We start from the raw sequence: 23,681 nt of genomic DNA, 5'->3' as shown, positions 1-23,681 counted from the left end.
GCACGTCATCGTGCCTCCAGTTCAGCCTAGGGTCTGCGCCGAGGAGCCGATAGGCGCGTCCGCCAGCCGCCGCGCCCCGGACCGGTCCGGCAGCACGCGGGTCACACCGTCCAGCTCGAGCACCTGGATCGGTGTCCCGTAGACCTCACTGAGCAGCTCCGCGGTGCAGACCTCGGCAGCGGGCCCGTCCGCCACCACGCGTCCCTGGTCCAGCACCACGATCCGGTCCCCGTACACGGCGGCGGAGTCCAGGTCATGGAGCACGACGGCGACCGCGGCACCCTGCGCTGCCAGCTCACGGCAGAGCATCAGGGTGCGTTCCTGGTGGGCGATGTCCATGGCGGAGACGGGCTCGTCCAGCAGCACGGTCCGGCCCTCCTGGGCCAGCACCCTCGCCAGGGCCGTGCGCTGGCGTTCGCCACCGGACACCACGGTGACGGTCCGCCCCTGCAGGTGGTCGATCCCCACGGAGGCGATCGCTCCGTCCACCACGTCCTGGTCCTGGTCCGCCCGTTCGGTGCGCCGCCAGGCGTTGCGTCCCATCTCCACGACCTCACGGACGGTGAACGGGAAGGACACCGCGGAGTCCTGAACCATCACGGCCCGGCGCTGGGCCGAGTCCTGGGGCTTCCACCGGGCCACCGGGGTCCCATCCAAGCTGACGGCACCCCGGCTGGGCTGGATGTCCCCGGAGAGCACGGAGAACAGGGTGGACTTGCCGGCGCCGTTGGGTCCGATCACCACGGTGACCTCGCCGGGACGCATATCCACGCCGACCCCGTGCAGGATCTGGCGTCCGTTGATCTCCACGTGGACGTCCTGTGCCTCGAGCATCAAAGAGTCCCCTGCTTCTTGAGGGACTGACGCAACAGGATGAAGAACACTGGTCCTCCGACCACGGCGGTGAAGATGCCGATCGGCATGTCCGCGAAGGGGATGACGGTGCGCGCGGCCACGTCCGCGAGGGAGAGCAACATGGCCCCGCCCAGGGCGGAGAGCGGGATGAGTCCCCGGTGGGAGGGGCCGATGACGAGCCGCAGGGCGTGCGGGACCACCAACCCCACGAAGCTGATGTGCCCGGCGTAGGCCACGGCGGCGGAGGTCAGCACGGCCACGGCGACGATGGACACCACGCGCAGCCGCCCCACGTTCACACCGGCATGCTGGGCGGGCCTCTCGCCGAGGGAGAGCAGGTCCAGCTGGCTGCGGAGGGTCATGGCCACGACGACGCCCAGCAGGAACACGATCCCGGCCGTGCCCACCGCGGTCCAGGTGGCACCGTTCAGGGAGCCCATCTGCCAGAACACGATCTGCTCGCGGCTGGCGGTGTCCCCGAGGAAGACGAGGAAGGACATGATGGCGCCGGCCACGGCGTTGACGGCGATGCCGGTCAGCACCAGCGTCAGCACCATGGCCCGGTTGCCGGACGTGGCCAGCAGGTAGACGAGCCAGGTGACCAGCATCCCGCCGAGGAAGGCAGCCAGCGGCAGCACCCATCCGCCGGCGGCGGTCAGCCCGAACACGATGACCACGCAGGCGCCCACGGCGGCACCGGAGCTCACGCCGATGATCCCGGGCTCGGCCAGCGGGTTGCTGAACACGCCCTGCATCAGGGCCCCGGCCACCCCGAGGGCGGCACCCACAATCACCCCGAGCAGCAGCCGCGGGAAGCGGATGTTCCACAGGGTGGAGTCCAGCAGCGTCTCGTCCGGGGTGGCCGACGAGGAGCCGGTCACCGCACGCCAGACCGAGCCGATCACCTCGGCCGGGGCGGTGGGGAACTGTCCGGCCCCGGCGGAGAGCACCAGCACGGCCAGCAGCAGCACCAGCAGCACGACGCCGGTCACCGCGGTCCGCGCCGCGGAGTGCGGCCGGGTGCCCCTGGCCGCGCGGGAGCCGTCCGCACCGGGCAGGGTTCCGCGGCCGCCCCCGGTGGGTGCGCCGCCGTCGGGCGCCGTGGCGTTCACCGTGGACAGGGACCGTCCTGGCGACGCACTCTCCGCGGCGGCGTCCCGGCGGGTCTCCGAGATGGTCACTGGGCGCCCTCGGGGTTGTATACGGCCTCGGCCAGGGCCACGAGCGCCTGGGGTGTCTGGGGTCCGTAGGACATCAGCTGTCCGTCCGGGACGTCCACGACGCGCTGCTTCTGCCCGGCGGCGGTCTGGGCGACTCCGGGACGCTCCAGCAGGCCGGCGAGTCCACCGGTCGACTCCAGGCCGTCGGCCATGACGAGGATGACGTCCGGGTTCAGCGCGGCCAGCGCCTCGGCGTTGGCCGGCTTGGTGCCGGTGATGCCGGCCTGTTCGGCGGAATTGAGCGCACCCACGCTCTCCACCACGTCGCCGCCGGAGTCGCTGCCCATGACGAAGAAGATGCCGGCGGTCCCCCGCACGTAGAGGATCGCGGCGCTGACCAGGTCCGCCTCGTCGTCCGGCACCAGGGCGTCGATCCGGGCCTGGGCTGTCTCCATCTCGGCGTCATAGCGCTCGATCAGGGCCTCGCCGGCCGCCGGGACGCCGAGGGCCTGGGCGATGCGGGCCATCATGTCCTCGTTGGTCTCCAGACTGCGGTCCGGGTCGAACATCACCAGGGTGATGCCGGCGGAGCGGAGCTGGTCGTACACCTCGGGCGGGCCGAGGGTGGTATCAGCCAGCACGACGGTCGGACGCAGGGACAGGATGGCCTCGGCGTTGAGGTCGTGTCCGCCGGAGGTGACCAGGGGCAGCTCCGCCATGGCGGACGAGGTGTCCGAGGAGGTCCGCCCCACCAGCCGGTCGCCGAGGCCGAGGCCGGTCACGATGTCCGAGAAGGTGCCGTAGAGGTCGAGCGCGAGGATCCGGTCCGTGCTCTCGATCGTGACGTCCTGGCCGTCGTGGTCCGTGACGGTGACGGGCAGCTCGGGTGCCTGGGGGTTCCCGATCGGCTGGATCTCGGCGACGGTCTCGGCCGAGGAGGGGCCCTCGATGCTGGCGGGATCCGGCAGGTCGAGCGCGGGCTCTTCGTCGGCAGAGGCGTCTGCGGCAGAGGAAGCGGAGGGTCCGCTGGTGGCGCTGGTCCCACTATTGCCGGCGGGACTCGACACCGCCGTGGCGGAGCCGGAGGTGGCAGCGTCCGTGGGGGCGCCGGCGGCGCCACAGCCGGTCAGGACCAGGGTGGTGGCCAGCAGGGTGGCGGTCATCGTTCCGGCCAGGGCGCGACGCCGGCCGGTGGGCCGGGTCTGCCGGGAGGAATTGATGGAAGTCATGGTGGAAGTCCTAAGCCGAGCCCCAGAGGATCTGGGGCCCGACCGTGTCAGGTGTGGTTCCGGTCCGCCTGCCGCGCGCGGCAGGCGGACCGAATGGGGTGGTGGTCAACTCCACCACGTCGCCGATTCAGGCGGCGTGGCTGCCCTGCTGACGGCGGGCCAGGACCAGGGCCAGAGCGCCGAGGGCAAGAAGCCCGCCGCCCGCTGCGATCAGCCCGGTGGTCTCAGCGCCGGTGGAGGCCAGCTGCACCGAGCCGGGCTCCTGACCGGTGGCGTACTGGCCGGTTCCGTCCTTGACCAGGACCTGCTGGCAGTCCGTGCCCTCGCCCAACGGCAAGGTCACACTGATCGGATCCAGCGCGGTACCGGCCTCGTAGAAGCCCGCGAAGGCCTCCGCCCCGGAAGCCGTCAGGGTGGCACTGGCACCGTTGAGCGAGATGCTGTTCTGACCGACGGACAGGTTCGAGGTGTTCACGGTGGCGAAGGTGACGTTGCTGCGGCTGAAGCCGTCGCCCTCCATGGACGAGGACTTCACGTCCGCGACGATCTCCGCGGACGAGGGGCTCGTTTGACGGAACCGGAGGTTGGACAGGTTCATGTCCAGCACGCCGTCATGCCCGGTGAAGTGCACGGAACCGCCGAAGGTCACGGTGCCGGTGCGGGAGTCCTTGGCATAGGAGCCATTGCCGCCACCGAAGGTGAAGGAGCTGCCCGCGTAGGACGCGCCGCCGCCGAGGGTCCAGCCGCCCTGGGCGATGCCGCCGCGGATGTAGTTGCGGAAGGAGGACTTGAGCCCCCAGTTCAGGGTGGCACCGGATACCTCGTTGGCCGCGCAGACGGTCTTGTAGACCGGCTTGGTGTCAGCCGCCGCAAGCTGGTCGTCGCCGCCGTTGTCGGTCGAGTTGCCGGTCCCGCTGCCGGCCCCCTGGCCGCCGGAGGCATTCGGGGACGTCGGGACCGGTGCCGGGGTGGCGCCGCTGTTGTCCTCACCGGCACCGGGGGTGCCGGAGCCTTCCGAGGGCGCGCTGTTGGACAGCCGCACGATCACGTCCTGGGAGGTGTCCGTGCGCCCCTGGCCGTGGGCCTTCGACGTGTAGATCGCATAGTCGGAGGCATCAGCGCCGGAGGGCAGGGTCACCGACAGGGAGAACGAGCCGTCCGCGTTGAGCTTGGCGGTGCGGCCCATGTCGATCGACCCGTTCTCGTATTCCGTGGCAACGGCCACGGTCTGCCCCTCCACGAGGACGCCAGCGGAGGAGGCCTGGTAGAAGCCGGCCTGTCCGGCCTCGCCGAGTCCCACGTAGATGCCGGGCGCCGCGGTGGAGAAGCCCGCGCCATTGACGGTGACCGTGCCGTTGTCCGGTGCGGAGGCGGTGACCCGGGGGGCGCCGTTGTCCGGAGCCGGGGTGGACGGCTCCGTCGGCGTCGGCGTCGGAGCCGGGGTGGACGGCTCCGTCGGCGTCGGCGTCGGAGCCGGGGTGGACGGCTCATCACTCGGGGTCGGCGTCGGCGTCGGGGTCGGAGTGGACGGCTCATCCGTCGGGGTCGGCGTGGGTTCCGGCGTCGGCTCCGGAGTCGGAGCGGGGGCGAACTCCAACACGACGCCGGCGTCCTGGGACGGGTCGCCGACGCCTTGGCCATGGGCCTTGGAAGAGAACACGGAGTACGAGGTGCCGTCGCCTGCGGGGGCCGTGAGGGTGACCGTGAAGGAACCCTCGGCGGAGATCCGCGCAGCGGGGACGAACACCGTGTCAGCCTGGCTGATGGCCCCTGAGTTCGAGGCGGCGTAGAAACCGCCGGCGGAGGTCGGGGCCACGCCCAGGTAGACGCCGGGGCCCTCCGTGGAGAAATTGGTGCCGGTCACCGCGACCTCACCGCCGGCCGCGGGCACCTCCGTGGCGGTCAGCGTCGGCGGGACGGCCGGGGCCGGCTCTGCGTACGTGAGCGAGGTGATGGAGTTCTGTGAGGGATCGGCGAAGCCCTGACCATGGGCCTTCGAGGTGTAGGCGGCCAGACCACCTTCGGGCTCGGTGGGCAGCGTGGTCGTGAAGGTGAAGGTGCCGTCGGCCTGCATCCGCTCAGTACGGCCCATCTCGGAGTCGCCCACCTCAGCGGTGGGGCTGACGTAGACGGTCTGGTCCTCCAGAAGGCTGCCGCTGCCCTGGTAGAAGCCGGGCAGGCCGCTGGGGCCGATGCCGAGGTAGATGCCGGGGGCCTCGGACGAGAAACCGGAACCCGAGACGGTGACCTGGCCGCCGCCGTCGGGAACCTCGGTGATGGAGACGGTGGGGGCGGCGCTGGCGGGCAGAGCCGTGAGCCCGAAAGAGGCGAGCAGCACTGCGGTGGCCATGGCCACCCAGCGCAGGACGCGTCGGTGAATGGGGGTCTTCATGGAGTCCTCTCGGAGAGAACGGTCCGGCGCGGAAGTCGCGGACCATCCAAAGGTGCTAGTGAGATGCTTGCCGAGCGCATTACGAAACGATTGTGTGGCGCATTCAGCTAACGTTAAGGTAAGCCTTACCTAAACAAATCACAAGTTGTCTGCGAAGATGACGTGAGTCACGCCATGCATCCCCGCACCGTCACCTTCCGAAAGGGCTCCCCATGACCACCTCCCCCGCACCGACCCTCTCGGCTCGCGTCCGCGAGCTGACCCAGGCCGACCACCACGAGGCCGAGACCTCTGCGTTCATCACCGATCTCATGGGCGGACGCCGCTCGGCCCGGGACTATGCCCTCCTGCTGTCCCAGTACGAGCACATCTATCACCAGCTGGAGGACTCCGTGGCCCTGGCCCGCGTCACCTCACCGGGCCCCGTGGCGGATCTGTTCGATCCCGCGCTCGAGCGGGCCCCTTTCATCCGGCAGGACCTGGCGAACCTGTTGCCCGCCGCAGGCCTGGACGAGGCCCCCACCGAGTTGCCGTCCACGCGGGCCTACGTGCGGCGCATCGCCGAAGTGGAGCATGATCACGCGCGGCTCGCCGCCCACCACTATTTGCGGTACCTGGGCGATCTCTCCGGCGGTCTGGCCATCGGCAAGATGGTCTCCCGCCACTACGGGCTGAACCCGGACCAGTTGGCCATGTACCGGTTCGAGGAGATCGAGAAGCCCAAGGTCTACAAGGACGGCTACCGGCTGAAGCTGGACTCACTCGGCCTGACGCCGGAGCAGGAGGAGGCCTTCATCGAGGAGGCGTCCCGGGGTTTCCAGTTCAACAAGGACATGTTCCGTGACCTGGACGGGCTGTCCCGGAGGCTGGCCGGCGTCGCCGCCTGAGCAGCTGGCGCCCAGGGCCACAGTGAGGCCCGCAACGCTTCGGAACGACGAGAACCGTTACGCGTCGGGGAAGATCTGGCCGATCGGCTCACTCTTCTCGGCCTGGAAGGCCTCTTCGGCGCGGCCGTAGGCCCAGTAGGCGGACAGGGACATCCGCCGCCGGTCCACCCCGCGGACATCCGAGAGGTACCGGCGCAGGTCCTTCACCATCTCCCGCTCCCCGTGGGCGAACACCTGGACATCACCCTCGCGCCACGGCGCCTCGATGACCGCATGGGCCAGCGTGGTGGACTCAGGCGTGAAGCTACCGCCGCGGTGCAGCCAGATGACCTCGATGCCGCCCGGGGCGGTCAAGGCGACCTCGTCCTCCGGCCCGGCGACCTCGATGATCGCGAGGCCGACGGCATCCGCGGGCATGGCCTCCAGGGCGGAGGCGATCGCGGGGACGGCTGACTCGTCTCCGGCCAGCAAGTGCCAGTCGGCCGCCGGGTCGGGGAGGTACATCCCGCCGGGGCCGCCGAAGGTGACGGGGTCACCGACCTTCGCGTGGGCCGCCCAGGGGCCGGCAAGGCCTTCGTCCCCGTGCACCACGAAATCGACGGTGAGGGTGCCGGCGTCGTGGTCCACGGACCGCACCGTGTAGGTGCGGCGCACGGGCATCTTCTCCGGGGGCAGGGTCTCGCGGAGTTTCTCCATGTCATAGGGCATCGTGAGGCCCAGCGCCGGGTCCGCGAACATCAGCTTGATGTACTTGTCCGTGGCGTCCTTGTCCTGATACTCCGAGAACCCCGGCCCACCCAGCGTCAGGCGCACCAGGTGCGCGCTGATCCGCTCGGTGGCGACCACCTCGAGCAAGACTGGCGGCTTGGGCTGGCGCGGAGGACGGGCACCACTGCGCACGGAGGGGGACGTAGACATGGAGTCCTCTTTCGGAGTCGATGACGTATTCAGTTCGACCGTACGTCATTTCGCGCCGGCACCCCCTGCGGTTACCCGACGGGCGGAATCCGGGCGGTTCTCAGCGCCGGAAGGCGGCCCCTCGGTGGTCATCCGCCAGACGTGGGCCGTTGCCCAGGATCACCTCACGGAGGGTCCCGACGCCGGCCCCCTCGGCCGGCTCGTCCGGCAGCAGCCCGCGCCGCCGCAGCTCGGGAGACACCAGGTCTGAGAACCGCTCGAGGTCCGCTGGGCGGACGGCCGCCGAGATGTTGAAACCGTCCACGTCCGTGGCCTCCTGCCAGCGGATCAGCTCGTCCACCACCGTCTGCGGCGACCCGGCGATCACCGGTCCGCGGCCACCGATGGCGATGAACTCGGCGAGGTCCCGCACGGTCCAGGTCCGGTCCGGGGACAGCTTGGTGAAAGCTGCGAGCGCCGACTGGTTCGCCTCGGTCTTGATGTACTCCAGCGGGGCGTCCGGGTCTGAGCCGTCCAGGTCCACCCCGGTCCATCCGCCGAACAGGGCCAGAGCGCCGTCGATGTCCACAAACTCCCGGTAGCCCTCGAGCCGGGCCTGGGCCTCCTCGTCCGTGTCCGCGACCACCACGGTGACCATGGTGAAGATCCGGATGGCGTCCCGGGTGCGCCCGCGCTCGGCCAGTCCGGCGCGGATGCCGTCCACCCACTGGCGGACGAGGGAGGTGGTGTTGCCGATCAGGAAGATGGCCTCGGCGTGGTCCAGGGCGAAGTCCTGGCCGCGCTTCGAGGCCCCCGCCTGGAACAGAAACGGAGTGCCCTGGGGTCCGGGGTGGGTGAGGGCCTGGTCCGGCACGGAGAAGAACCTGCCACGGTGCCCCACGGGGTGGACCTTCTCCGGGTCCACGAAGACGCCGCGGTCCCGGTCGGCCACCACGGCACCCTCCTCGAAGGACCCCTCGAACAGCTTGTACATCACCTCCAGGTACTCGTCCGCACGGTCATAGCGCTCGTCATGCGGGATCTGCTGGTCCATACCGAAGTTCCGGGCCGCTGAGTCCTGGTAGGAGGTCACCACGTTCCAGGCAATGCGGCCGCGGGTCAGGTGGTCCAGGGTGGCGAAGGTACGGGCCAGCAGGTATGGCGCCTCATAGGTGACGGAGGCCGTGATCCCGAAGCCGAGGCGCTCGGTCACGGCAGCCATGGCGGGCACCACCACGAGCGGATCCAGCAGCGGAACCTGCACGCCGCCGCGCAGCGTGGCGTCGGTGGAGTCCCGGTAGACGTCATACACGCCGGGGATGTCCGCCAGGAAGAGTGAGGCGAATCCGCCCCGTTCCAGGGTGCGGGCCAGCCCGGTCCAGTACTCCAGGGTGTCGAACCCGGAAGCCCCGGACTCCGGATGCCTCCACAGGCCCGGGGACTGGTGCACCGGGACCATCATGTCGAAGGCGTTCAGGAGGAGGGGGCGGGTCATACAGTCGTCCTTTCAGACGTTCTCTCGGTGGGGCGATCGGGGTCAGTTGCGGTACCGGCTGTGGTGCCGACTGAGGCCTGGTGCTCGGGGGACAGCGCGGGATCGCCCGCCACCGGGACGGCGTGCAGGTCCGTCAGCTCCGTGCCGCGCTGCTGGCTGGCCGGATCCTTCGCCGCGAGCGCGGCGGCGACGGAGATGACGGACAGCACCGTCAGGTACCCGGCGATCAGCCACGGGGCCTCCCCGCCGGCGGCGAACAGCAGGGCGGCGATCATCGGCATCAGCCCGCCGCCCAGGACGGTGCCGACCTGGTAGCCCAGGCTCACGCCCGAGTACCGGACGTGGACGGGGAACTGCTCGGCGAACCAGGCCGCCTGCGGCCCGTAGATCGCGTCATGGATGACGTTGATGCCCAGGATCACCACGAGGGGCAGGAAGGCGAGCGGGCCGGCGTCGAGGAAGGCGAAGAGGACCCAGCCGAAGACCCCGATGGCGGCGTAGGCGGCCGCGGACATGATTCGGCGGCCGATCCGGTCGGACAGCCAGCCCCAGAACGGCGTGGAGAACAGGCCGATGGCCGAGGCCACCATCACCGCCGTCACGCCCGAGGCACTGTCCCCGCGGACATCTCTCAGGTAGGTCAGCATGTACACGGTGACGAGGTAGTAGATGGCGTTCTGGGCCAGGCGCAGGCCGATGGTGACCAGCAGTGGCCGCCGGTGATGGACCAGCAGCTCCTTCAGGGGTGCCTTGGCCACGTTGCCCGAGGCCTGGTGCTCCAGGAACTCCGGGGCATCGGCCACGCCGAGCCGGATCCACAGGCCCACGGCCACCAGGAGGGCGGAGAGCAGGAACGGGATGCGCCAGCCGAAGGCGGCGAACTGCTCGGCGCTCATGATGTTCTGCATGATGAAGAACGCGCCGGTGGCCAGCAGCATGCCGGCGGAGGAGCCGATCTGGGTGAAGGATCCGAAGAAGCCGCGGTGCCGTGCGGGAGCGTGCTCCACGCTCAGCAGCGCCGAACCGCCCCATTCGGCCCCGGCGGACAGGCCCTGGAGGATCCGCAGGAACACTAGCCCGACGACGGCCCACCAGCCGATGACCTCGAAGGTGGGCATCAGCCCGATCAGGGTGGAGGCCACCCCCATCAGCACCAGGGACGCCACGAGCAGCGCCTTGCGGCCGATCCGGTCCCCCAGGTGGCCTGCGATGATCCCGCCGAGCGGCCGGGCGATCACCCCGACGGCGAGGGTCGCGAAGGAGGCGACGATGCCGCCGAGTTCGGTGGCCATCGGGAAGAACTGGACGTTGAAGATCAGCGCCGCAGCCGTGCCGTAGAGGTAGAAGTCGTACCACTCGATGGTGGTGCCGGCGAAGGCGGAGGCCAGGATCCGCTTCTTGCCGGAGAGGATGTTCGTGGCGCCCATCAGCCCTGGCCGCCCTTCGCATCGCCGATCGCATTGAGGCCCTCGGGCAGGGTCCCGTTGATCCAGTAGTCCCCCAGGGACCGGGCACGGAAGGCGATGGGGTTGTGCGTGGCCACGGTCTGGGCGTTGCGCCAGTGGCGGTCCATGGCCTTCTTCGTGGACGTGGCGGAGGCGCCCACGGTGAGGAACAGGTCCTGGGCGGCTCCGATGCCCAGTTCGGGCACCGTGATGGTGGCGTGTTCGATGGCCAGCTCGGAACCGTAGAGCTCGGCGGGGACGTCTCCGGTGAAGTCCGGGCGGTCGGCCCCGACGGCCTCGGCGGCCGTGATGCCGGCGTCCAGGGCGCGGGCGGCGTGGAGCACCGTGGCCTCGGCGGTGAAGGCCTTCGCGGCAATGCGTCCGGCGGCCTCCTGGATCAGCGGATCCTCGCGGAACGGCAGGCCGGAACCGGTGTTGAAGGTGCGTTTGCGGGAGGCGATGGTCGCCACGGCATCCCGGCGGGAGGCGCGGGCGATCCCGGCCAGGACCGCCAGCAGCACGAGTTGGAAGAAGGCGGCCTCGTGAACGGCCTCGGCGGAGCCCGGCACGCGGTCGAGCACCCCGTGGGCGGGGACCGTGACCTTCGTGAAGGTCGCGGTTCCGGTGCCCGTGAGCTTCTGCCCGAAGCCGTCCCAGTCGTCCTCCAGGACCACTCCCTCGGCGTCGGTGGCCACCACGGCGAACTGACGGCCGTCGAGCGGCCCGCCGTCGGCGTCGGCACGGGCGGCCGAGACGCGGGTGTAGTCGGAGAAGATGGAGGCGGTGGCGTAGAACTTCTGTCCGTTGAGCTCCATGCCGCCGGCGGTCGGGGTCAGCGTGGTGTTCAGACCGCCCAGCGCATTGCCGCCCTTCTCCGTGGAGGCGTTGCCCACCGTGGCGCCCGCCAGGACCAGCGGATACCAGACGTCCTGGACCTCCCGCGGCTGGAAGCGGAGGGCCTCGAGGAAACCGTAGTGCGAGCGGTAGATGTGGGCCACGTTGGAATCGGCCTCGGCCAGGTCGATCAGCAGGTGGAAGAAGTCCTGGAGGCTGACCTCCGGACCACCGTGGGCCACGGGGACCCTCAGGGTCCCGAACCCGGCTTCGTCGAGGCTCCGGACGGCGTCGAAGGGCAGCTCGCGGTTCAACTCCCGGGCCAGGGACCCCGCCGCGATGTCCTCGAAGAGCGGCTGGAAGTGCCTCTTGAGACCGGCGTAGTCCGTGGGCAGGCCGCCGCTGAGGTTCGCGCCGGGCTGGACGGCGGCGATGGTGCGGGGTGTCGCGGTCATTCGGTGGTCCTCTCGGTCTCACCGAAGGATTCCCGTGGCGGGGTCCAGACCGTGCTGGGTCATTCGAAGCGACAACGTTCAGGGAACCGCTTCAGCCGTGGGATCTCCATCGGTCCTGGCGGTAGCACCCGGCTGGGGAATCCCCACGGGTTGCTGCGGCGTCGACGAGCCAGGTCTCTCGGCCGCTCTGGATGGTTACCCGCCCACGTTAACGGACATCGGCGCTCCAGTGCTGTGTCTGGCGTCACGTCGCTTCACACAGTGTGTCGAGGGAAGTACTCAGCTCCGGCCGTCGAACGCAGCCGCCCTGAGCCGGTCAAGCAGCGGTGCGATCGGGCCGAGGTCGATGGCCCCGCTGCCGCCCGCTCGCTCGCCTGCCGCTGGCAGAAGGGCGTCGTACGCACGACGAGCGGCGAGGTCGTGTCCGCTCTCGACCGCCGCGAGGCCCGTCAGGAACCATGCCACCTCGAGCATCAGGTCGTCCGGGGGATCTGGAACCGCATCGAGAGCGGCGGCGGCCTCCTCGCGCCGCCCCTGCCTGGCCAGGAGCAACGGCCTGGCCCACGGTTCGTAGGGTCCGAACCGGCTGTCAGGGAGCTCCGTCCCGGTTCGAACAGCCCGGGTAAGTTCTGCCAGTCCGGACAACCCGTCCCTGAATCCAGGCATCTCCGTTCCTTCCGGTGGTGGAGGGCGGCCCATGAAGGACCACCGGAACCACGCGGTGAAGACAGAAGCCAGCGGACGATCGAAGCGTTCTGCGAGTGCGTCGATGAGGTCGGCCTGCCGAGAAGCCGCCGCTACGTCGTCGAGGGCACAGAGCGCCTGCATCCTGATCAGTCGTCCCTCGATCTCGAAAGTCGGCAATTCCGCGCCGACGGCGGCAGCAACGATCTCAGCACCGAGCATGTCGCGAGTCCCTGCCTGGCCTGCCGTCTCGAAGCTCTGCAGATAGCGTGAGCTGAGGGCAAAACACAACAGGGCGGCGTCGCCAAGCCGCCGTGCGATTCGCTCTGCCTCGGCAGCCTCGGCGAGTCGGTTCGCGGTGCCACGGGACTCCATGGCGATGGTGGCGAGGAGTCGCGCCCGCAACCGGTCAGATGCGCCAAGCGGCAGGGCCGTCAGCGTTCGGAGGGCCACCTCGACGATCGCCGTCGAACGCGCGGGATCGTCCGACCTGGTCCAGCTTCCCGGCACGTCGAAACCGCCGATGACTCGGGCCGCCACTTCCGGATCGCCGACATGCTCGGCGGCGGCGATCACGGCGGTGCGCTGTTCCGCCGCCACCTCAACGGCGCCGGAGACCGCGAGGAGGGGCAGGAGCGCAGTGGCGCTTTCGAGTTGGGTCCGCTGACTGGTCCGTGCCTGGACTGCGGCGGTCCGCATCAGAATTGACCCGCCGTCCTGGACCTCCAGTGCCGGATCCTGACGCAGGATGCCGCGTTCGAGTTCGGTCAACCGCTCACGTGGATCGGCCCCGGGGCTCCCGATGAGAGTGGTGCGGGCACGGGCGATGATGTCCAGAGCTTCTCCCGGGCGTGCAGACCGGTACAGGGCAAGGGCGAGCAACCTCCAGCCCTCTTCCCGCCACGGGAACTCTTCGATCTGAGCCTCGAGCAGCGCCACGACGTCGTGTGGCCGACCCAGCGTGAGGCGAATTTCTGCCAGTTGCTCCACGGCTCCCGCCCGCAGTCTCTCGACCCGAGCCCTCTCACTCTTGGCCCACGGTTGCCGTCTGAACTCCTCGAAGGCAGTTCCGCGCCACTCGTCCAACGCGGCAGACAACAACGGTTCGCTGACTTCGGGGCTCCTGCCGTCTGCGGCCCGAATGGCCTGCTCGGCGCGCCAGAGATCGACCGCCGCGGGCACGGGCCTCAGGGCATAGCCGTCACCCTCGGTCACGAGAATCTCCGAAGGGACTCGCGGAGGACGCTGTGGCTCGAGCACTTTCCTGATCTCACCGACGAACGTTCGCACGGCCCCCACCGCGCCGTCAGGGGGATCTTCCCACAAATCCTCGACCAGCCCGCCCGTGGACACTGCCCGCCCCTGCGCGGTTATCAGGATCCCGAGGATCTCGCGATGCCGGGCCCGGGAGAGGCGTAGGGGCACGCCCTCGATCTCGGCACGGACCTGACCGAGGACACAGATCCGAAGCTCGCTCACCCGCTCATGTTACTTATCCGCCCTCGTCCACTGATTCAGGGCTGATCCAGGTGCGGCACCGTGGCGTTCAACGGTGCTGACGGTGTGGGCACCGCCGGCGATCGCCGCCGTGAAACGTGGCCAAGAGGCTTGAAGGAGAAGAATGAATCTGCAGCTCAGCGGGAAGAAGGCGTTCATCAGTGGTTCCTCCCAGGGGATCGGCTTGGCGATTGCGAGAGCGTTGGCCAGAGAAGGCGCTGACGTGACACTCAACGGCCGGGATCCCTTGAAACTCTCCGATGCGGTTGAGTCGTTGCGGACCGAGTTGCCCGAGGTCGCCGTCGAAGGCGTGGCTGCCGATTTTTCCGATCCGCGTCAGGTGGATCGACTCTGCTCCGGGTTGACGGACATCGACATCCTCATCAACAACGTCGGACTCTTCGAGGTGAAACCGTTCGACGGCATCTCGGACGAAGACTGGCGGCTGTACTTCGAAGTCAACGTGCTCAGCGGGGTGAGACTCGCCAGGCGGGTGATGCCGGCGATGCTCGCGCGGGGATGGGGCCGGATCATCTTCGTGACCAGCGAATCGGGCGTGAACATTCCGGCCGACATGATCCACTACGGCACGTCGAAATCGGCCATGGCTGCGGTGGGGAACGGGCTGGCGAAACTCACCCGGGGCACCGGTGTGACCGTGAATTCAGTCCTGGGCGGCCCGACGTACTCGGACGGCGTCGCTCAGACGATCGAGGCGCTGGCCGCCCTGCGGGACGTCTCGGCAAGCGAGATGAAAGGCGACATCATCGCCACGAACCAGACGTCCCTACTGGAACGGTTCATCGAGCCAGCCGAGATCGGGAACATGGTGGCCTTCTTGGCAAGTCCCTTGGCCTCCGCAACGAACGGATCAGCGGTACGGGTCGATGGAGGTGTCCTGACGACGCTGTTCTGACCGCGCACTGACCACCCTGACCTGCCCCCTTCGAACGGGGCTCCCCGCCCATCGTCAGGCTGTGCGTAACCCTTCTGGCGCAGGAAACGGCAGGTGGAACTCCTCAGCGCCGGCACCCACCGCGGAAGCTGCCCCGAACTCGTCGGCGACCACCACGATCCCGTCGGGGCTGGCCTGGCTGATGCGCACGGGGCGCTCGGTCCCATCGGCCGACCGCAGTCGGTGACGGTCCGCGAGGAAGCCGAGGCCCCGCGCGTCGAGCCTCTCCTCCGCGTCCAGCCACTCGATCGGCTCCTCGCTCAGCGGGCGGCCGAGGATGTCCATGGGACGGAACCCGCCGCCGTCGGGCACGATCCAGCCGACGGGCTCACCGTCCTCGCGACGGTGCTCGATCCAGTCCTCGGGAAGCGCCATGCGGCAGACGGTAGCACCCCGCACGGCTGCCTGACATTGCCCAGGAACTACCGCGGACAGGTGGACCGTGATGAAGACCTCTGCCATCGAGCAGCTTTGGATGCGACGGTTCCGCGGGAATAACGGCACACTGGACGAGTGTTGCACTCCCGGAGCCCACTGGCTCCAAGTGCTTGTCAAGAGAGGAACGCCGTGTCGACTTCGGCTGCCAGAACGCCCGATGCCACGCCCGACGTGATGACCCAGAAATCCGCTGAACCGACCGTTCCCGCCGGGGCGTCGCGGGTCATCTGGCTGCTCGTGGTCGCCGCCTTCGTGGTGATCCTCAATGAGACCGTCATGTCCGTGGCCCTGCCGGAGCTGATGGGCGAGTTCGCCATCAGCGCCTCGATCGCCCAGTGGATCACCACCGCGTTCATGCTCACGATGGCCGTGGTCATCCCGATCACCGGCTTCCTGCTGACCCGGCTGCCGCTGCGCACCGTGTTCCTGATCGCCATGGCCAGCTTCCTGCTGGGCACGCTGGTGGCCGGACTGGCGCCGACGTTCCTGGTGCTCGTCCTCGGCCGCGTCATCCAGGCCGTCGGCACCGCCATCATGATGCCGCTGTTGTTCACCACGGTGCTCAACGTGGTGCCCGCCCACCGCCGCGGCCGGACCATGGGCGTGATCTCGATCGTCATCGCGGTGGCCCCGGCCACCGGTCCGACCATCGGCGGCGTCATCCTCGACGCCCTCAACTGGCGGTGGATGTTCTGGATCATGCTGCCGATCGCCGCGCTGGCCCTGATCCTCGGCGCCACCATGATCCGCAATGTCACCGAGACCCGGCGGCTGCCCCTGGACGTGCTCTCCGTGGTCCTGTCTGCCCTGGGCTTCGCCGGCCTCGTGTTCGGCCTGAGCAGCATCGGTTCCGCCGCGGAGGGCAACGCCCTCATCGCGCCGTGGATCCCCCTGGGTATCGGCATCCTGTCCCTGGCCGTGTTCACGTGGCGCCAGCTGTCCCTGCGGGACCACGCCCTGCTGGACGTGCGCGTGTTCAAGACCCCGACCTTCACCCTGTCCCTGGCCATGATGGCGATCGGCATGATGGGCATGTTCGGCACCCTGATCGTGCTGCCGATCTACCTGCAGCAGATCCTGGGCCTCTCCGCCAAGGACACCGGCCTGATGCTGCTGCCGGGCGGCCTGCTGATGGGCGTGATGGGCCTGATCGTCGGTCGGCTGTTCGACCGCTTCGGCGCCCGCCCCCTGGTGGTCCCCGGGTCCGCCGTGCTGGCCGTGGCCCTGTGGGGCATGACGACGCTGAGCGCGGAGAGCACCCAGGGCAACATCATCGCCTGGCACATGCTGCTCAATGCCGGCCTGTCCTTCATGTTCTCCCCGCTGATGACGGCGGCCCTCGGCTCCCTGCCGCGCCGCCTGTACTCGCACGGCTCGGCCATCCTGTCCACCGTCCAGCAGGTCGCCGGAGCGGCCGGCACCGCGGTGTTCATCACCGTCATGACGACGGCGACGCTCGCCGGGGCGCAGAGCGGCGCGGAACCGATGGGGGCCTTGATGACCGGCATCCACAACGCCATGATCTGGGGCGCCGTCATCGCCCTGGTGGCGTTCGCGGGCTCGTTCTTCGTGAAGTCGGTTCCGGCCGATGAGGAGCCTGACGCCGTGGCCCACTCCCCGGCGCCTGCCCCGGAGGGCACTCCCGTCCACTGACGGGTGGGAGGGGTTACTGGCGGTCCAGGTCGTACTGGGCGGCCAGCCGGACCGGTGCTGAGCCTGCCCCGTAGCCTTCGTAGCCGTCGCGGCGCTCAACCACCTCGAAGAACACGGTGCCCACGGTGCGGGTGTAGAAGTGCAGGAACTCCCCGCCCTCGTCCCGGTCGTACATCACGTCGTTCTCCCGCAGCTCGGCCAGGAAGGCCTCGTCCAGGGCGAAGCGTGCGGCCAGGTCCTCGTAGTAGTTCGAGGGGACGGGCAGCATGCGCAGTCCCCGGGCACGGGCACGGCGCGCCACCTCGACGGCATCCGAGGCCAGGAACGCCACGTGCTGCGGGTAGGCGGCCTTCAGCCGGAGTTCGTCGTGGTCGATCTGGCCGGTGACCGTGCGGGTGGTGGAGGACCGTCCCGGGTCCAGGCCGTGTGGGATCAGGTTCAGCGGTACCCGGACGGCGCCGTCCGGAGTGCGCATCACCTCGGAGCGCACCAGTCCCTGCGGTGAGGGGACATCGTTGCTGACCTGCGCCTCGAGCCCGAACAGCGACCGGTAGAACAGGACGCCCTCCTCGAACCACTGCCAGGGCTGGGCCAGGTTGACGTGGTCGATTCCGAGGATCAGCCCGTCCCCGGCCACGACGCCGGCCGATTCCGCCCCAGCCCCAGCGTCACGGGGCGCTTCGGCACCCGTGACCCGGCCGCCGTCGTTCCGGCCATATTCGGCCACCCACTGGGGTGCGGCGGCCGAGGTGGGCGCGAGGAAGACCTCGGTGCCGTCCGGGGCCTGCACCCCGCGCAGCACCATCTCATCCGCCCGGTTGGCCCGCCAGGCCTTGGGGTAGTGGAGGGCACGGGCGTGGTCCGCGGTGGACCGGGGGTCCGGCACCTGCAGGCCGATCGAGGCGATGACGGAGCCGCCGGCGTGTTCCAGCGGCGCCTCGGTGCGGTCGTTGGTGACCACGCGGGCGTGGCCGGCGGAGAAGAGGTGGACGTCCTTGGTGCGGTGGCGTCCGTGGTCCGCGAAACCCAGCTGCGTCAGCACCTCGGCCAGGTCCGCTGGTTCCGCGGCGCGGACCTCGGCGAAGTCCCAGCCGGTGGGGTGAGCGGGCGCCTCCCCCGCCTGGGCGTCGTCCAGCCATTGCAGGGAGCGCATGGCCTCCCGGGCGGTGCGCACGGACTCCGTCTGCCGGTAGACGTCCGAGAAGACCTCCAGGGAGATCGGCCCCGTGTAGCCGGTGGCGTAGAGCTCCCGCATGAAGGTGACCAGGTCGAAACCGCCCTCACCGGGGAAGTTGCGGTGGTGGCGGGACCAGGACAGCACGTCCATGAGCATGATCGGGGCATCCGCCATCTGCACGAAGAACACCTTCTCCCCCGGGATCGCCCGGAAGCCGCTGACGTCGCCGCGGCGGGAGAGGATGTGGAACGAGTCCAGGCAGACGCCGAGGTTGGGCCGGTCGGCCTGTTCCACCAGCGACCAGGCGTGCTCGTAGGTGTTCACGAACCGACCCCAGGCCAGCGCCTCGTAGGCGATGCGGATCTCGTAGCGGGCGGCGAGATCAGCAGCTCGGCGGAGCTGGTCCACCGCGACCTCATCCTCCCAGCTCGTGGCGGTGCCGACGTTGGAGCACAGCAGGATCAGGTCCACGCCGAGGCGCCGCATGAGCTGGAACTTGCCCTCGAGCCGGCGCAGGTTGTCCTGGAAGGCGCTCTCCTCCACCCCCTCCAGGTCCCGGAACGGCTGGTAGAGGTCCAGAGTCAGCCCGAGTTCCTCAGCGAGGTCGCGGACCTGCTCCGGGGACAGCGGCGAGGCCACCAGGTCCGGCTCGAACACCTCGATCCCATCGAAGCCGGCCTCCGCGGCGGCGCGCATCTTCTCCTCGAACGTGCCCGCCAGGCAGACGGTGGCGATTGACGTCCGGGACATACGGGTGGGGCCTGCGTTCACGGCGTTGGCGGCATTGACGGCAGGGACACTCTGGCTCATGCCATTAACCCTACGTCGGTTCTCAGCCCTGCTTCGCGGCGACGAGCTCGAGGAAGTGGGCACGCACCCGTTCGGGATCGGCGCTGAGCCCGGTCATCAGACCGAACGCGTCCAGGGCCTGGCCCACGGCCATCGTCCCGCCGTCCACCACCTGGCAGCCGGCCGCGCGGGCCGCCACCACCAGTTCGGTCTCCACCGGCAGGTACACCACGTCGGAGACCCACAGCTCGGAGCGCAGCCACGCCGCGTCCACCGGGATGCCGGGATGGGTGTGCATCCCCACGGGGGTGCAGTGGGCGAAGCCGGTGGCGGTGGCCAGGGCGTCCTGCAGCTCGACATGCGGGCGGGCCGTGACCTGCTGGTCCGGGAACTGCCCCTGCAGGTCGGCGGCGCGGGCGGTGGCCCGCTCGAGGTCCAGGTCGATCAGGGTGAGCTTGCCCGCCCCGGCGCGCAGGAGGGCGTAGGCCACGGCCGAGCCGGCCCCGCCGGCGCCGAGCTGGACCACGGAGCCCAGGTCGGGATCCGTCAGGGTGTTCCGCAGTCCGGTGATGTAGCCGGAGTAGTCAGTGTTGTGGCCCACGGAACGGCCGTCCTCGAACACCACGGTGTTCACCGCGCCGAGGTTGCGGGCATCCTCGTCCACCTCGTCCAGGTGATCCATGATGGTCTGCTTGAACGGGTGGGTGATGTTGAACGCGTTGAAGCCCAGGCGGCGGCCGTACTCCAACAGCCGCGGCGCCTCGTCCTGGGCCGCCTGGCCCTCGAAGCCCAGCGCCGCCACGTCCACCGGACGGTAGAGGTAGAGAAGCCCGTGCTCGCGGCCCTCCTTCTCATGCATGGGCGGGCTCAGCGACGCCGTGATCCCGTCCCCGATCAGTCCGACCAGATACGATTCCCCGACGGTGCTCATGCGTACTCCTTCTTCGTGTTCATTCCCGGTGGCCGCCCTTAACGGTAGTCCCGTCAGGCCGGGGCCTGCGCACCGTCGTCCTCGTACACCGTGGCGCCGGCCAGGTCACGCCCGGCCAGGTACCCGAAGGTCAGGGCGGGGCCGAGGTTGATGCCGCCGGCAGGGTAGAAGCCACGCATGATCGAGGCGTGGTCGTTGCCCGCCGTGTACAGCCCCTCGATGGGCGCCCCGCCGGCATCCACCACCCGCGCCTTGGTGTCCGCCGCGATCCCGGCGAAGGTGCCGAAGGATCCGGGGCGGACGTGGACCGCGTAGAACGGACCCTTCTCGAGCGGTGCCAGGGACGGGTTGGGGCCCACCTCCGGGTCTCCGCCGTACCGGTTGAACGCGGTGGCACCGCGGGAGAACTCCGGGTCCTCGCCGCGCCGGGCGTTGGCGTTGAACTCGGCCACCGTCCGGGCCAGGCCCTCCGGATCGATCCCGCACTTCTCGGCCAGTTCCTGGAGCGTGTCCCCCTTCACGAGGTATCCGGTCTTCAGGTACGGGGTCAGCGGCATCGGGATCGGCTTGGCGAAGCCCAGCGAGTAACGGCGGATGGCGGTGGAATCGGCGATCTGCCAGGACTCCACCGGTTCGCCCTCCGGCGTGGCCGCGAGCATCCCGTCCACATAGTCGTAGTAGCCGTTGGCCTCGTTGACGAAGCGCCGGCCGTCCCGGCGCACGCCGATGGATCCGGGCTTGGCACGGTCCATGATGTGCGGGAACACCCCGTGCCGGTTGCCCGGGTAGGGCACCAGGGAGACGGGGCACCAGGCGGCCGGGGCCTTCATGTCCGCGTCGAACACGCCGCCGGCGGCCAGCGCCAGGTCGAGTCCGTCCCCGGTGGTCTCCTCGGGGGCCAGCGTCCAGTGCTCGTTGCCCGTCGGGGTCCGGGGGAACACCTCTCGCCGCCGGTCCACGTCCTGAGGGAATCCTCCGGTCGCCAGGACCACGCCGCGCTGCGCGCGGACGTACCGGCCGCCGTCGGGAGCGCCGACGATGGCGCCGGTGATGCGGCCGTCCGCAGAACGGACGAGGCCTTGGACCGGGGTGTTGACGCGGATGTCCACTCCGAGATCGTCAGCGGACTTCATCAGGCGGCCGGTCAGGGCCGTGCCGTTGACGAGGTGCATGGACCGGCCCCGGGTGACCATGTCCAGCATGTGCGGGACCACCCGCTTGACCGAGTGGACCCAGCCCTCGGGCTTGAGCTTGGAGGCCTTGAGGAAGGTGGAGAGGTCCTGGCCGGCCATGATGCCCATGCCGAAGAAGGAGGTGGGGTAGTACTGCCGGCGCATCTTCTTCAGCAGCGCCGGCGCGAACTCCTTGGCGTTCACGGGCGCCGGGCCCACGGAGCGGTTGCCGGTGCCCGCACCGGGGAGGTCTCCATAGATGTCATTGATCTTGGCACCGGTGACGAAGCGCATGAAGGTCTTGGTGTGGAAGAAGCCGACCATGTGGGGAACGGCCTCGAGGAACGCGTCGATCTTCTCCCCCGCGGCCTCGGTGTAGCGCTCGCCGAGCACCGCTCGCAGATAGGCGCGGAACTGCTCGCGGTCCTCGTCCACCCCTTCCGCCCGGGCCAGAGCCGTCCCCGGGGTCCAGGCCCAGCCGCCGGACCAGCTCGTGGCCCCACCGCAGACCGGTGCCTTCTCGGCGACCATCACGGACAGGCCGTGATACGCCGCCGTCACGGCCGCGGCCAGTCCTCCGGCTCCGGACCCGGCGACCAGGACGTCGACGTCCTCCACCGGAACGTCAAGCGTGAGGGCCTCTTCCTCGGACAGGAGGTAGGGGGTTGCGGTCTGGGGCATGGGAGCGATCTCACTTCTCTTGCTGGGGATTTCTGAGGAGGGTAGTGCCGGGAGGTGGCGGCGGCGCTGTCAGCGCATCGCGCCCTCACCGAGGAGGGCGAGGGCGGCGGATTTCAGGTGATCCACCCAGCCCTGGGCTCCCAGGCGCGCGACGGCGGCGTCGTTCGGGACCTCCAACGAGACGGGCAGCTGGGTGCCGGCTCGCGGCGTATCTGCCAGCCCGGATTCCAGTGCTGCCAGGACTCCGGCCAGCTCCAGGCCACCCTCGCCGGGGACCAGGCGAGCGGACCGGGACTCCTCCACGAGGCCCTCGCGGTCTGCAGGGCGCTCGGCGGGGGCGTCACAGAGCTGCACGAGCGGTGCACGGCAGGCGGCCGCGGAGAGTTCCTCCGCCGTTCCCCCGAACCGTCCCACGTGCAGGGTGTCCACCAGGATGTCGCATCCGGCGTACACGGCGAGTTCGTCCGCCAACGGTATCGAGGCGACCGTCTGGTAGCTGATGGGCTCCAGCGCGGGGCTGATCCCGAAGGCGCGCCCGTCCTCCGCCATCTGCGCCAGGGTGTCCCGGGCACGTGAGAGGTCCGGATCTCCGCACGCCACGGTCAGCGACTCGGCACCGAGCGCCTGACCGGCCTCGAACATCCGCAACCAGGCGTCCCGCTGGTCCGTGCCGTCCAGCAACAGGAACTCGATGTCCTTGATCCCTACGCCCGTGTCCGCCATCCGCGCCAGTGTCTCGGCCAGCAACGGGGATCCCGGTTGCATGTCGTAGGGCTTCTCTGCCGTGGTCACCGGGCGTACCCGGACGCCCACGAAATCGAAACCGGCCTCGGCCGCGTGGTGCACGAGGTTCGGCGGCGCTACCGAGAGCAGTGACAGGGGTGCCAGGCCGATCAGGCGTCCGTTGGCTGCTGGCATCAGGGATGACCCACTTTCTGAAGGGCGAGATTGGTGTGGCGGAACGCAGGCGAGCCGCGTCGCCCCTTATGTAACCCGCTTCACACGCGGCAGGCCACCACGCGTCCCATTGAACAGGATTTCCGGTGAAGCGGGTCACAAAGACCGCGACGCGCGCTCAGGGTTCACACGCGCTCAGGACGCACGCACGAGCGGGAGCCGCCCTCCCGCCGTCGAGCCCATCCGCCACCTCAGTCGCGAGGCAGATTCCCGACCATCCCCGAGAGCCCGCGCGTGGCCGAGAGCAGCACGGGAACCTGCACCTTGAGGTTGACGTCCGCCATGGTCTGCACGATGGCGAGCGCACCCAGTACCCGCCGGTGCGTATCGAGGATCGGCGCCGCGAGGCCGGCCAGCGATCCCACCAGCACCCCGGGCAGATGGACATACCCGTCCACCCGGGCCTGGGCGAGCCGGCGTCTCATGTGCCCCTCGGTGACACCCGACTGCAGCGCGCTGCGGTCCCAGGGCATGGACAGGATCCGCTCCTGCACCGATGCCGGCGAGAAGGCCAGCATGGCCAGTCCGGCTGAGACGGACAGAGCCGGCTGACGCAGCGCCACCTTGGTCAGGTCCTCCTGGGCTCCGCGATGGGTGAGCCGCTCCAGGTAGACGATCTCCGCCGTCGACTCATCCAGGATGGAGAGGCTGACGTTCTGCTTCAGCGTGACGTGGATGGCCTCCATGAACGGCAGCGCCAGTTGGGAGAAGGCCTGGAACCGGGTGCCACGCTGGCCCGCCTCCCACAGGGCCAGGCCGATGCGGAAACGGCCGCGGCCCGTGCGGAAGAGCAGGCCGTCGTCTGCCATGGCCGAGGCCAGGCGGTGGGTGGTCGACGTGGACAGCCCGGCCCGTTCGGCCAGCTCGGCGGCCGAGAGCTCACCGTGGTCGGCGTCGAAGCACTGCAGCAGGCGCGCCACCCGGGACACGACCGATTCACCGGACCTGGAATTCGCCACCGTCACGTCCTCTCATCAGGCCCGGGCACACACCGGGAACCACCTCGGCGCCTTGGGCACCGTGGCGATCATAACCCATTGAATGGGCTGGATTTTGGCGGCATCCGGGTGGGACGGGAAGGCTTCTCTGAAGCACCGT

Annotated in this window: 18 protein-coding genes and 1 riboswitch; of the genes, 3 read left to right on the top strand and 15 right to left on the bottom strand. The window is 69.6% G+C overall.

The genetic code is table 11. The annotated features are described in order from the left end of the window. Window positions 1-21: 21 nt before the first annotated feature. From BOSE125_RS14980 to BOSE125_RS14965, 4 genes are all read right to left on the bottom strand, one after another. A complete protein-coding gene (locus tag BOSE125_RS14980; RefSeq protein ID WP_159553824.1) occupies window positions 22-834 on the bottom strand; it encodes a heme ABC transporter ATP-binding protein in 813 nt (270 codons plus the stop codon). Then, a complete protein-coding gene (locus tag BOSE125_RS14975; protein WP_236558050.1) occupies window positions 834-2,036 on the bottom strand; it encodes an iron ABC transporter permease in 1,203 nt (400 codons plus the stop codon). The genes BOSE125_RS14980 and BOSE125_RS14975 overlap by 1 nt, the downstream gene beginning before the upstream one ends. Further along, a complete protein-coding gene (locus tag BOSE125_RS14970) occupies window positions 2,033-3,244 on the bottom strand; it encodes a hemin ABC transporter substrate-binding protein (RefSeq protein WP_159553822.1) in 1,212 nt (403 codons plus the stop codon). Before BOSE125_RS14970 ends, BOSE125_RS14975 begins: the two co-directional genes overlap by 4 nt. A 127-nt stretch (window positions 3,245-3,371) precedes the next feature. Then, window positions 3,372-5,636 (bottom strand): HtaA domain-containing protein, encoded by a 2,265-nt coding sequence (locus BOSE125_RS14965; protein ID WP_159553820.1) that lies wholly within the window; start codon window positions 5,634-5,636, stop codon window positions 3,372-3,374. A gap of 212 nt (window positions 5,637-5,848) precedes the next feature. On the opposite strand from BOSE125_RS14965, the gene BOSE125_RS14960 reads away from it, so the two are divergent. After that, window positions 5,849-6,523 (top strand): heme oxygenase (biliverdin-producing), encoded by a 675-nt coding sequence (locus BOSE125_RS14960; RefSeq protein ID WP_159553818.1) that lies wholly within the window; start codon window positions 5,849-5,851, stop codon window positions 6,521-6,523. Window positions 6,524-6,580: 57 nt separating this feature from the next. Here the strand turns inward: BOSE125_RS14960 and BOSE125_RS14955 are convergent, their stop codons facing one another. The 5 genes from BOSE125_RS14955 to BOSE125_RS14935 all read right to left on the bottom strand — a co-directional run bounded on the left by BOSE125_RS14955 (window position 6,581) and on the right by BOSE125_RS14935 (window position 13,758). After that, entirely contained in the window at window positions 6,581-7,441 is an 861-nt protein-coding gene (locus BOSE125_RS14955) for a siderophore-interacting protein (RefSeq protein ID WP_159553816.1), read from the bottom strand. A gap of 100 nt (window positions 7,442-7,541) precedes the next feature. After that, window positions 7,542-8,915, bottom strand: a complete 1,374-nt coding sequence (locus tag BOSE125_RS14950; protein ID WP_159553814.1) for an LLM class flavin-dependent oxidoreductase — start codon at window positions 8,913-8,915, stop codon at window positions 7,542-7,544. Next, complete coding sequence (locus BOSE125_RS14945) at window positions 8,912-10,342, bottom strand: MFS transporter (RefSeq protein ID WP_236558049.1); 1,431 nt, start codon at window positions 10,340-10,342, stop codon at window positions 8,912-8,914. The genes BOSE125_RS14950 and BOSE125_RS14945 overlap by 4 nt, the downstream gene beginning before the upstream one ends. Next, the gene (locus tag BOSE125_RS14940; RefSeq protein WP_159553812.1) at window positions 10,342-11,649 is read right to left on the bottom strand and encodes an acyl-CoA dehydrogenase; all 1,308 of its coding nucleotides are present in this window, start codon (window positions 11,647-11,649) and stop codon (window positions 10,342-10,344) included. Before BOSE125_RS14940 ends, BOSE125_RS14945 begins: the two co-directional genes overlap by 1 nt. A 103-nt stretch (window positions 11,650-11,752) precedes the next feature. After that, a riboswitch (SAM riboswitch) is annotated at window positions 11,753-11,847 on the bottom strand. An 81-nt stretch (window positions 11,848-11,928) separates the two neighbouring features. Continuing rightward, window positions 11,929-13,758 (bottom strand): BTAD domain-containing putative transcriptional regulator, encoded by a 1,830-nt coding sequence (locus tag BOSE125_RS14935; RefSeq protein ID WP_256375997.1) that lies wholly within the window; start codon window positions 13,756-13,758, stop codon window positions 11,929-11,931. Window positions 13,759-13,954: 196 nt separating this feature from the next. Here BOSE125_RS14935 and BOSE125_RS14930 point away from each other — a divergent pair, with 196 nt between their 5' ends. Next, the gene (locus tag BOSE125_RS14930) at window positions 13,955-14,746 is read left to right on the top strand and encodes an SDR family NAD(P)-dependent oxidoreductase (RefSeq protein ID WP_159553808.1); all 792 of its coding nucleotides are present in this window, start codon (window positions 13,955-13,957) and stop codon (window positions 14,744-14,746) included. A 54-nt stretch (window positions 14,747-14,800) separates the two neighbouring features. On the opposite strand, the gene BOSE125_RS14925 is transcribed toward BOSE125_RS14930, so the two are convergent. Continuing rightward, window positions 14,801-15,160 carry a hypothetical protein gene (locus BOSE125_RS14925; RefSeq protein WP_159553806.1) on the bottom strand — a complete coding sequence of 120 codons (360 nt, stop codon included), beginning with the start codon at window positions 15,158-15,160 and terminating at the stop codon, window positions 14,801-14,803. 237 nt (window positions 15,161-15,397) lie between these two features. Between BOSE125_RS14925 and BOSE125_RS14920 the strand changes: the two genes are divergently transcribed. After that, window positions 15,398-16,876 (top strand): DHA2 family efflux MFS transporter permease subunit, encoded by a 1,479-nt coding sequence (locus BOSE125_RS14920; protein WP_159553804.1) that lies wholly within the window; start codon window positions 15,398-15,400, stop codon window positions 16,874-16,876. A 13-nt stretch (window positions 16,877-16,889) separates the two neighbouring features. On the opposite strand, the gene BOSE125_RS14915 is transcribed toward BOSE125_RS14920, so the two are convergent. From BOSE125_RS14915 to BOSE125_RS14895, 5 genes are all read right to left on the bottom strand, one after another. After that, window positions 16,890-18,863 carry a sugar phosphate isomerase/epimerase and 4-hydroxyphenylpyruvate domain-containing protein gene (locus tag BOSE125_RS14915; protein WP_371300623.1) on the bottom strand — a complete coding sequence of 658 codons (1,974 nt, stop codon included), beginning with the start codon at window positions 18,861-18,863 and terminating at the stop codon, window positions 16,890-16,892. A gap of 22 nt (window positions 18,864-18,885) precedes the next feature. Continuing rightward, window positions 18,886-19,773: a shikimate dehydrogenase gene (locus BOSE125_RS14910; protein WP_159553802.1), complete on the bottom strand. Its 888-nt coding sequence runs from the start codon at window positions 19,771-19,773 to the stop codon at window positions 18,886-18,888. Window positions 19,774-19,826: 53 nt separating this feature from the next. After that, window positions 19,827-21,626 (bottom strand): FAD-dependent oxidoreductase, encoded by a 1,800-nt coding sequence (locus BOSE125_RS14905; RefSeq protein ID WP_159553800.1) that lies wholly within the window; start codon window positions 21,624-21,626, stop codon window positions 19,827-19,829. Between the two features lie 69 nt (window positions 21,627-21,695). Next, window positions 21,696-22,544 carry a sugar phosphate isomerase/epimerase gene (locus tag BOSE125_RS14900; protein ID WP_159553798.1) on the bottom strand — a complete coding sequence of 283 codons (849 nt, stop codon included), beginning with the start codon at window positions 22,542-22,544 and terminating at the stop codon, window positions 21,696-21,698. Between the two features lie 230 nt (window positions 22,545-22,774). After that, window positions 22,775-23,542: an IclR family transcriptional regulator gene (locus BOSE125_RS14895; protein ID WP_159553796.1), complete on the bottom strand. Its 768-nt coding sequence runs from the start codon at window positions 23,540-23,542 to the stop codon at window positions 22,775-22,777. Window positions 23,543-23,681 lie beyond the last annotated feature (139 nt).

Origin of the sequence: Citricoccus sp. K5 (assembly GCF_902506195.1) — a bacterium.
Lineage (GTDB): Bacteria > Actinomycetota > Actinomycetes > Actinomycetales > Micrococcaceae > Citricoccus.
The sequence above is the reverse complement of the archived record's forward strand: the minus strand, read 5'-3'. Positions and strand labels throughout refer to the sequence as shown.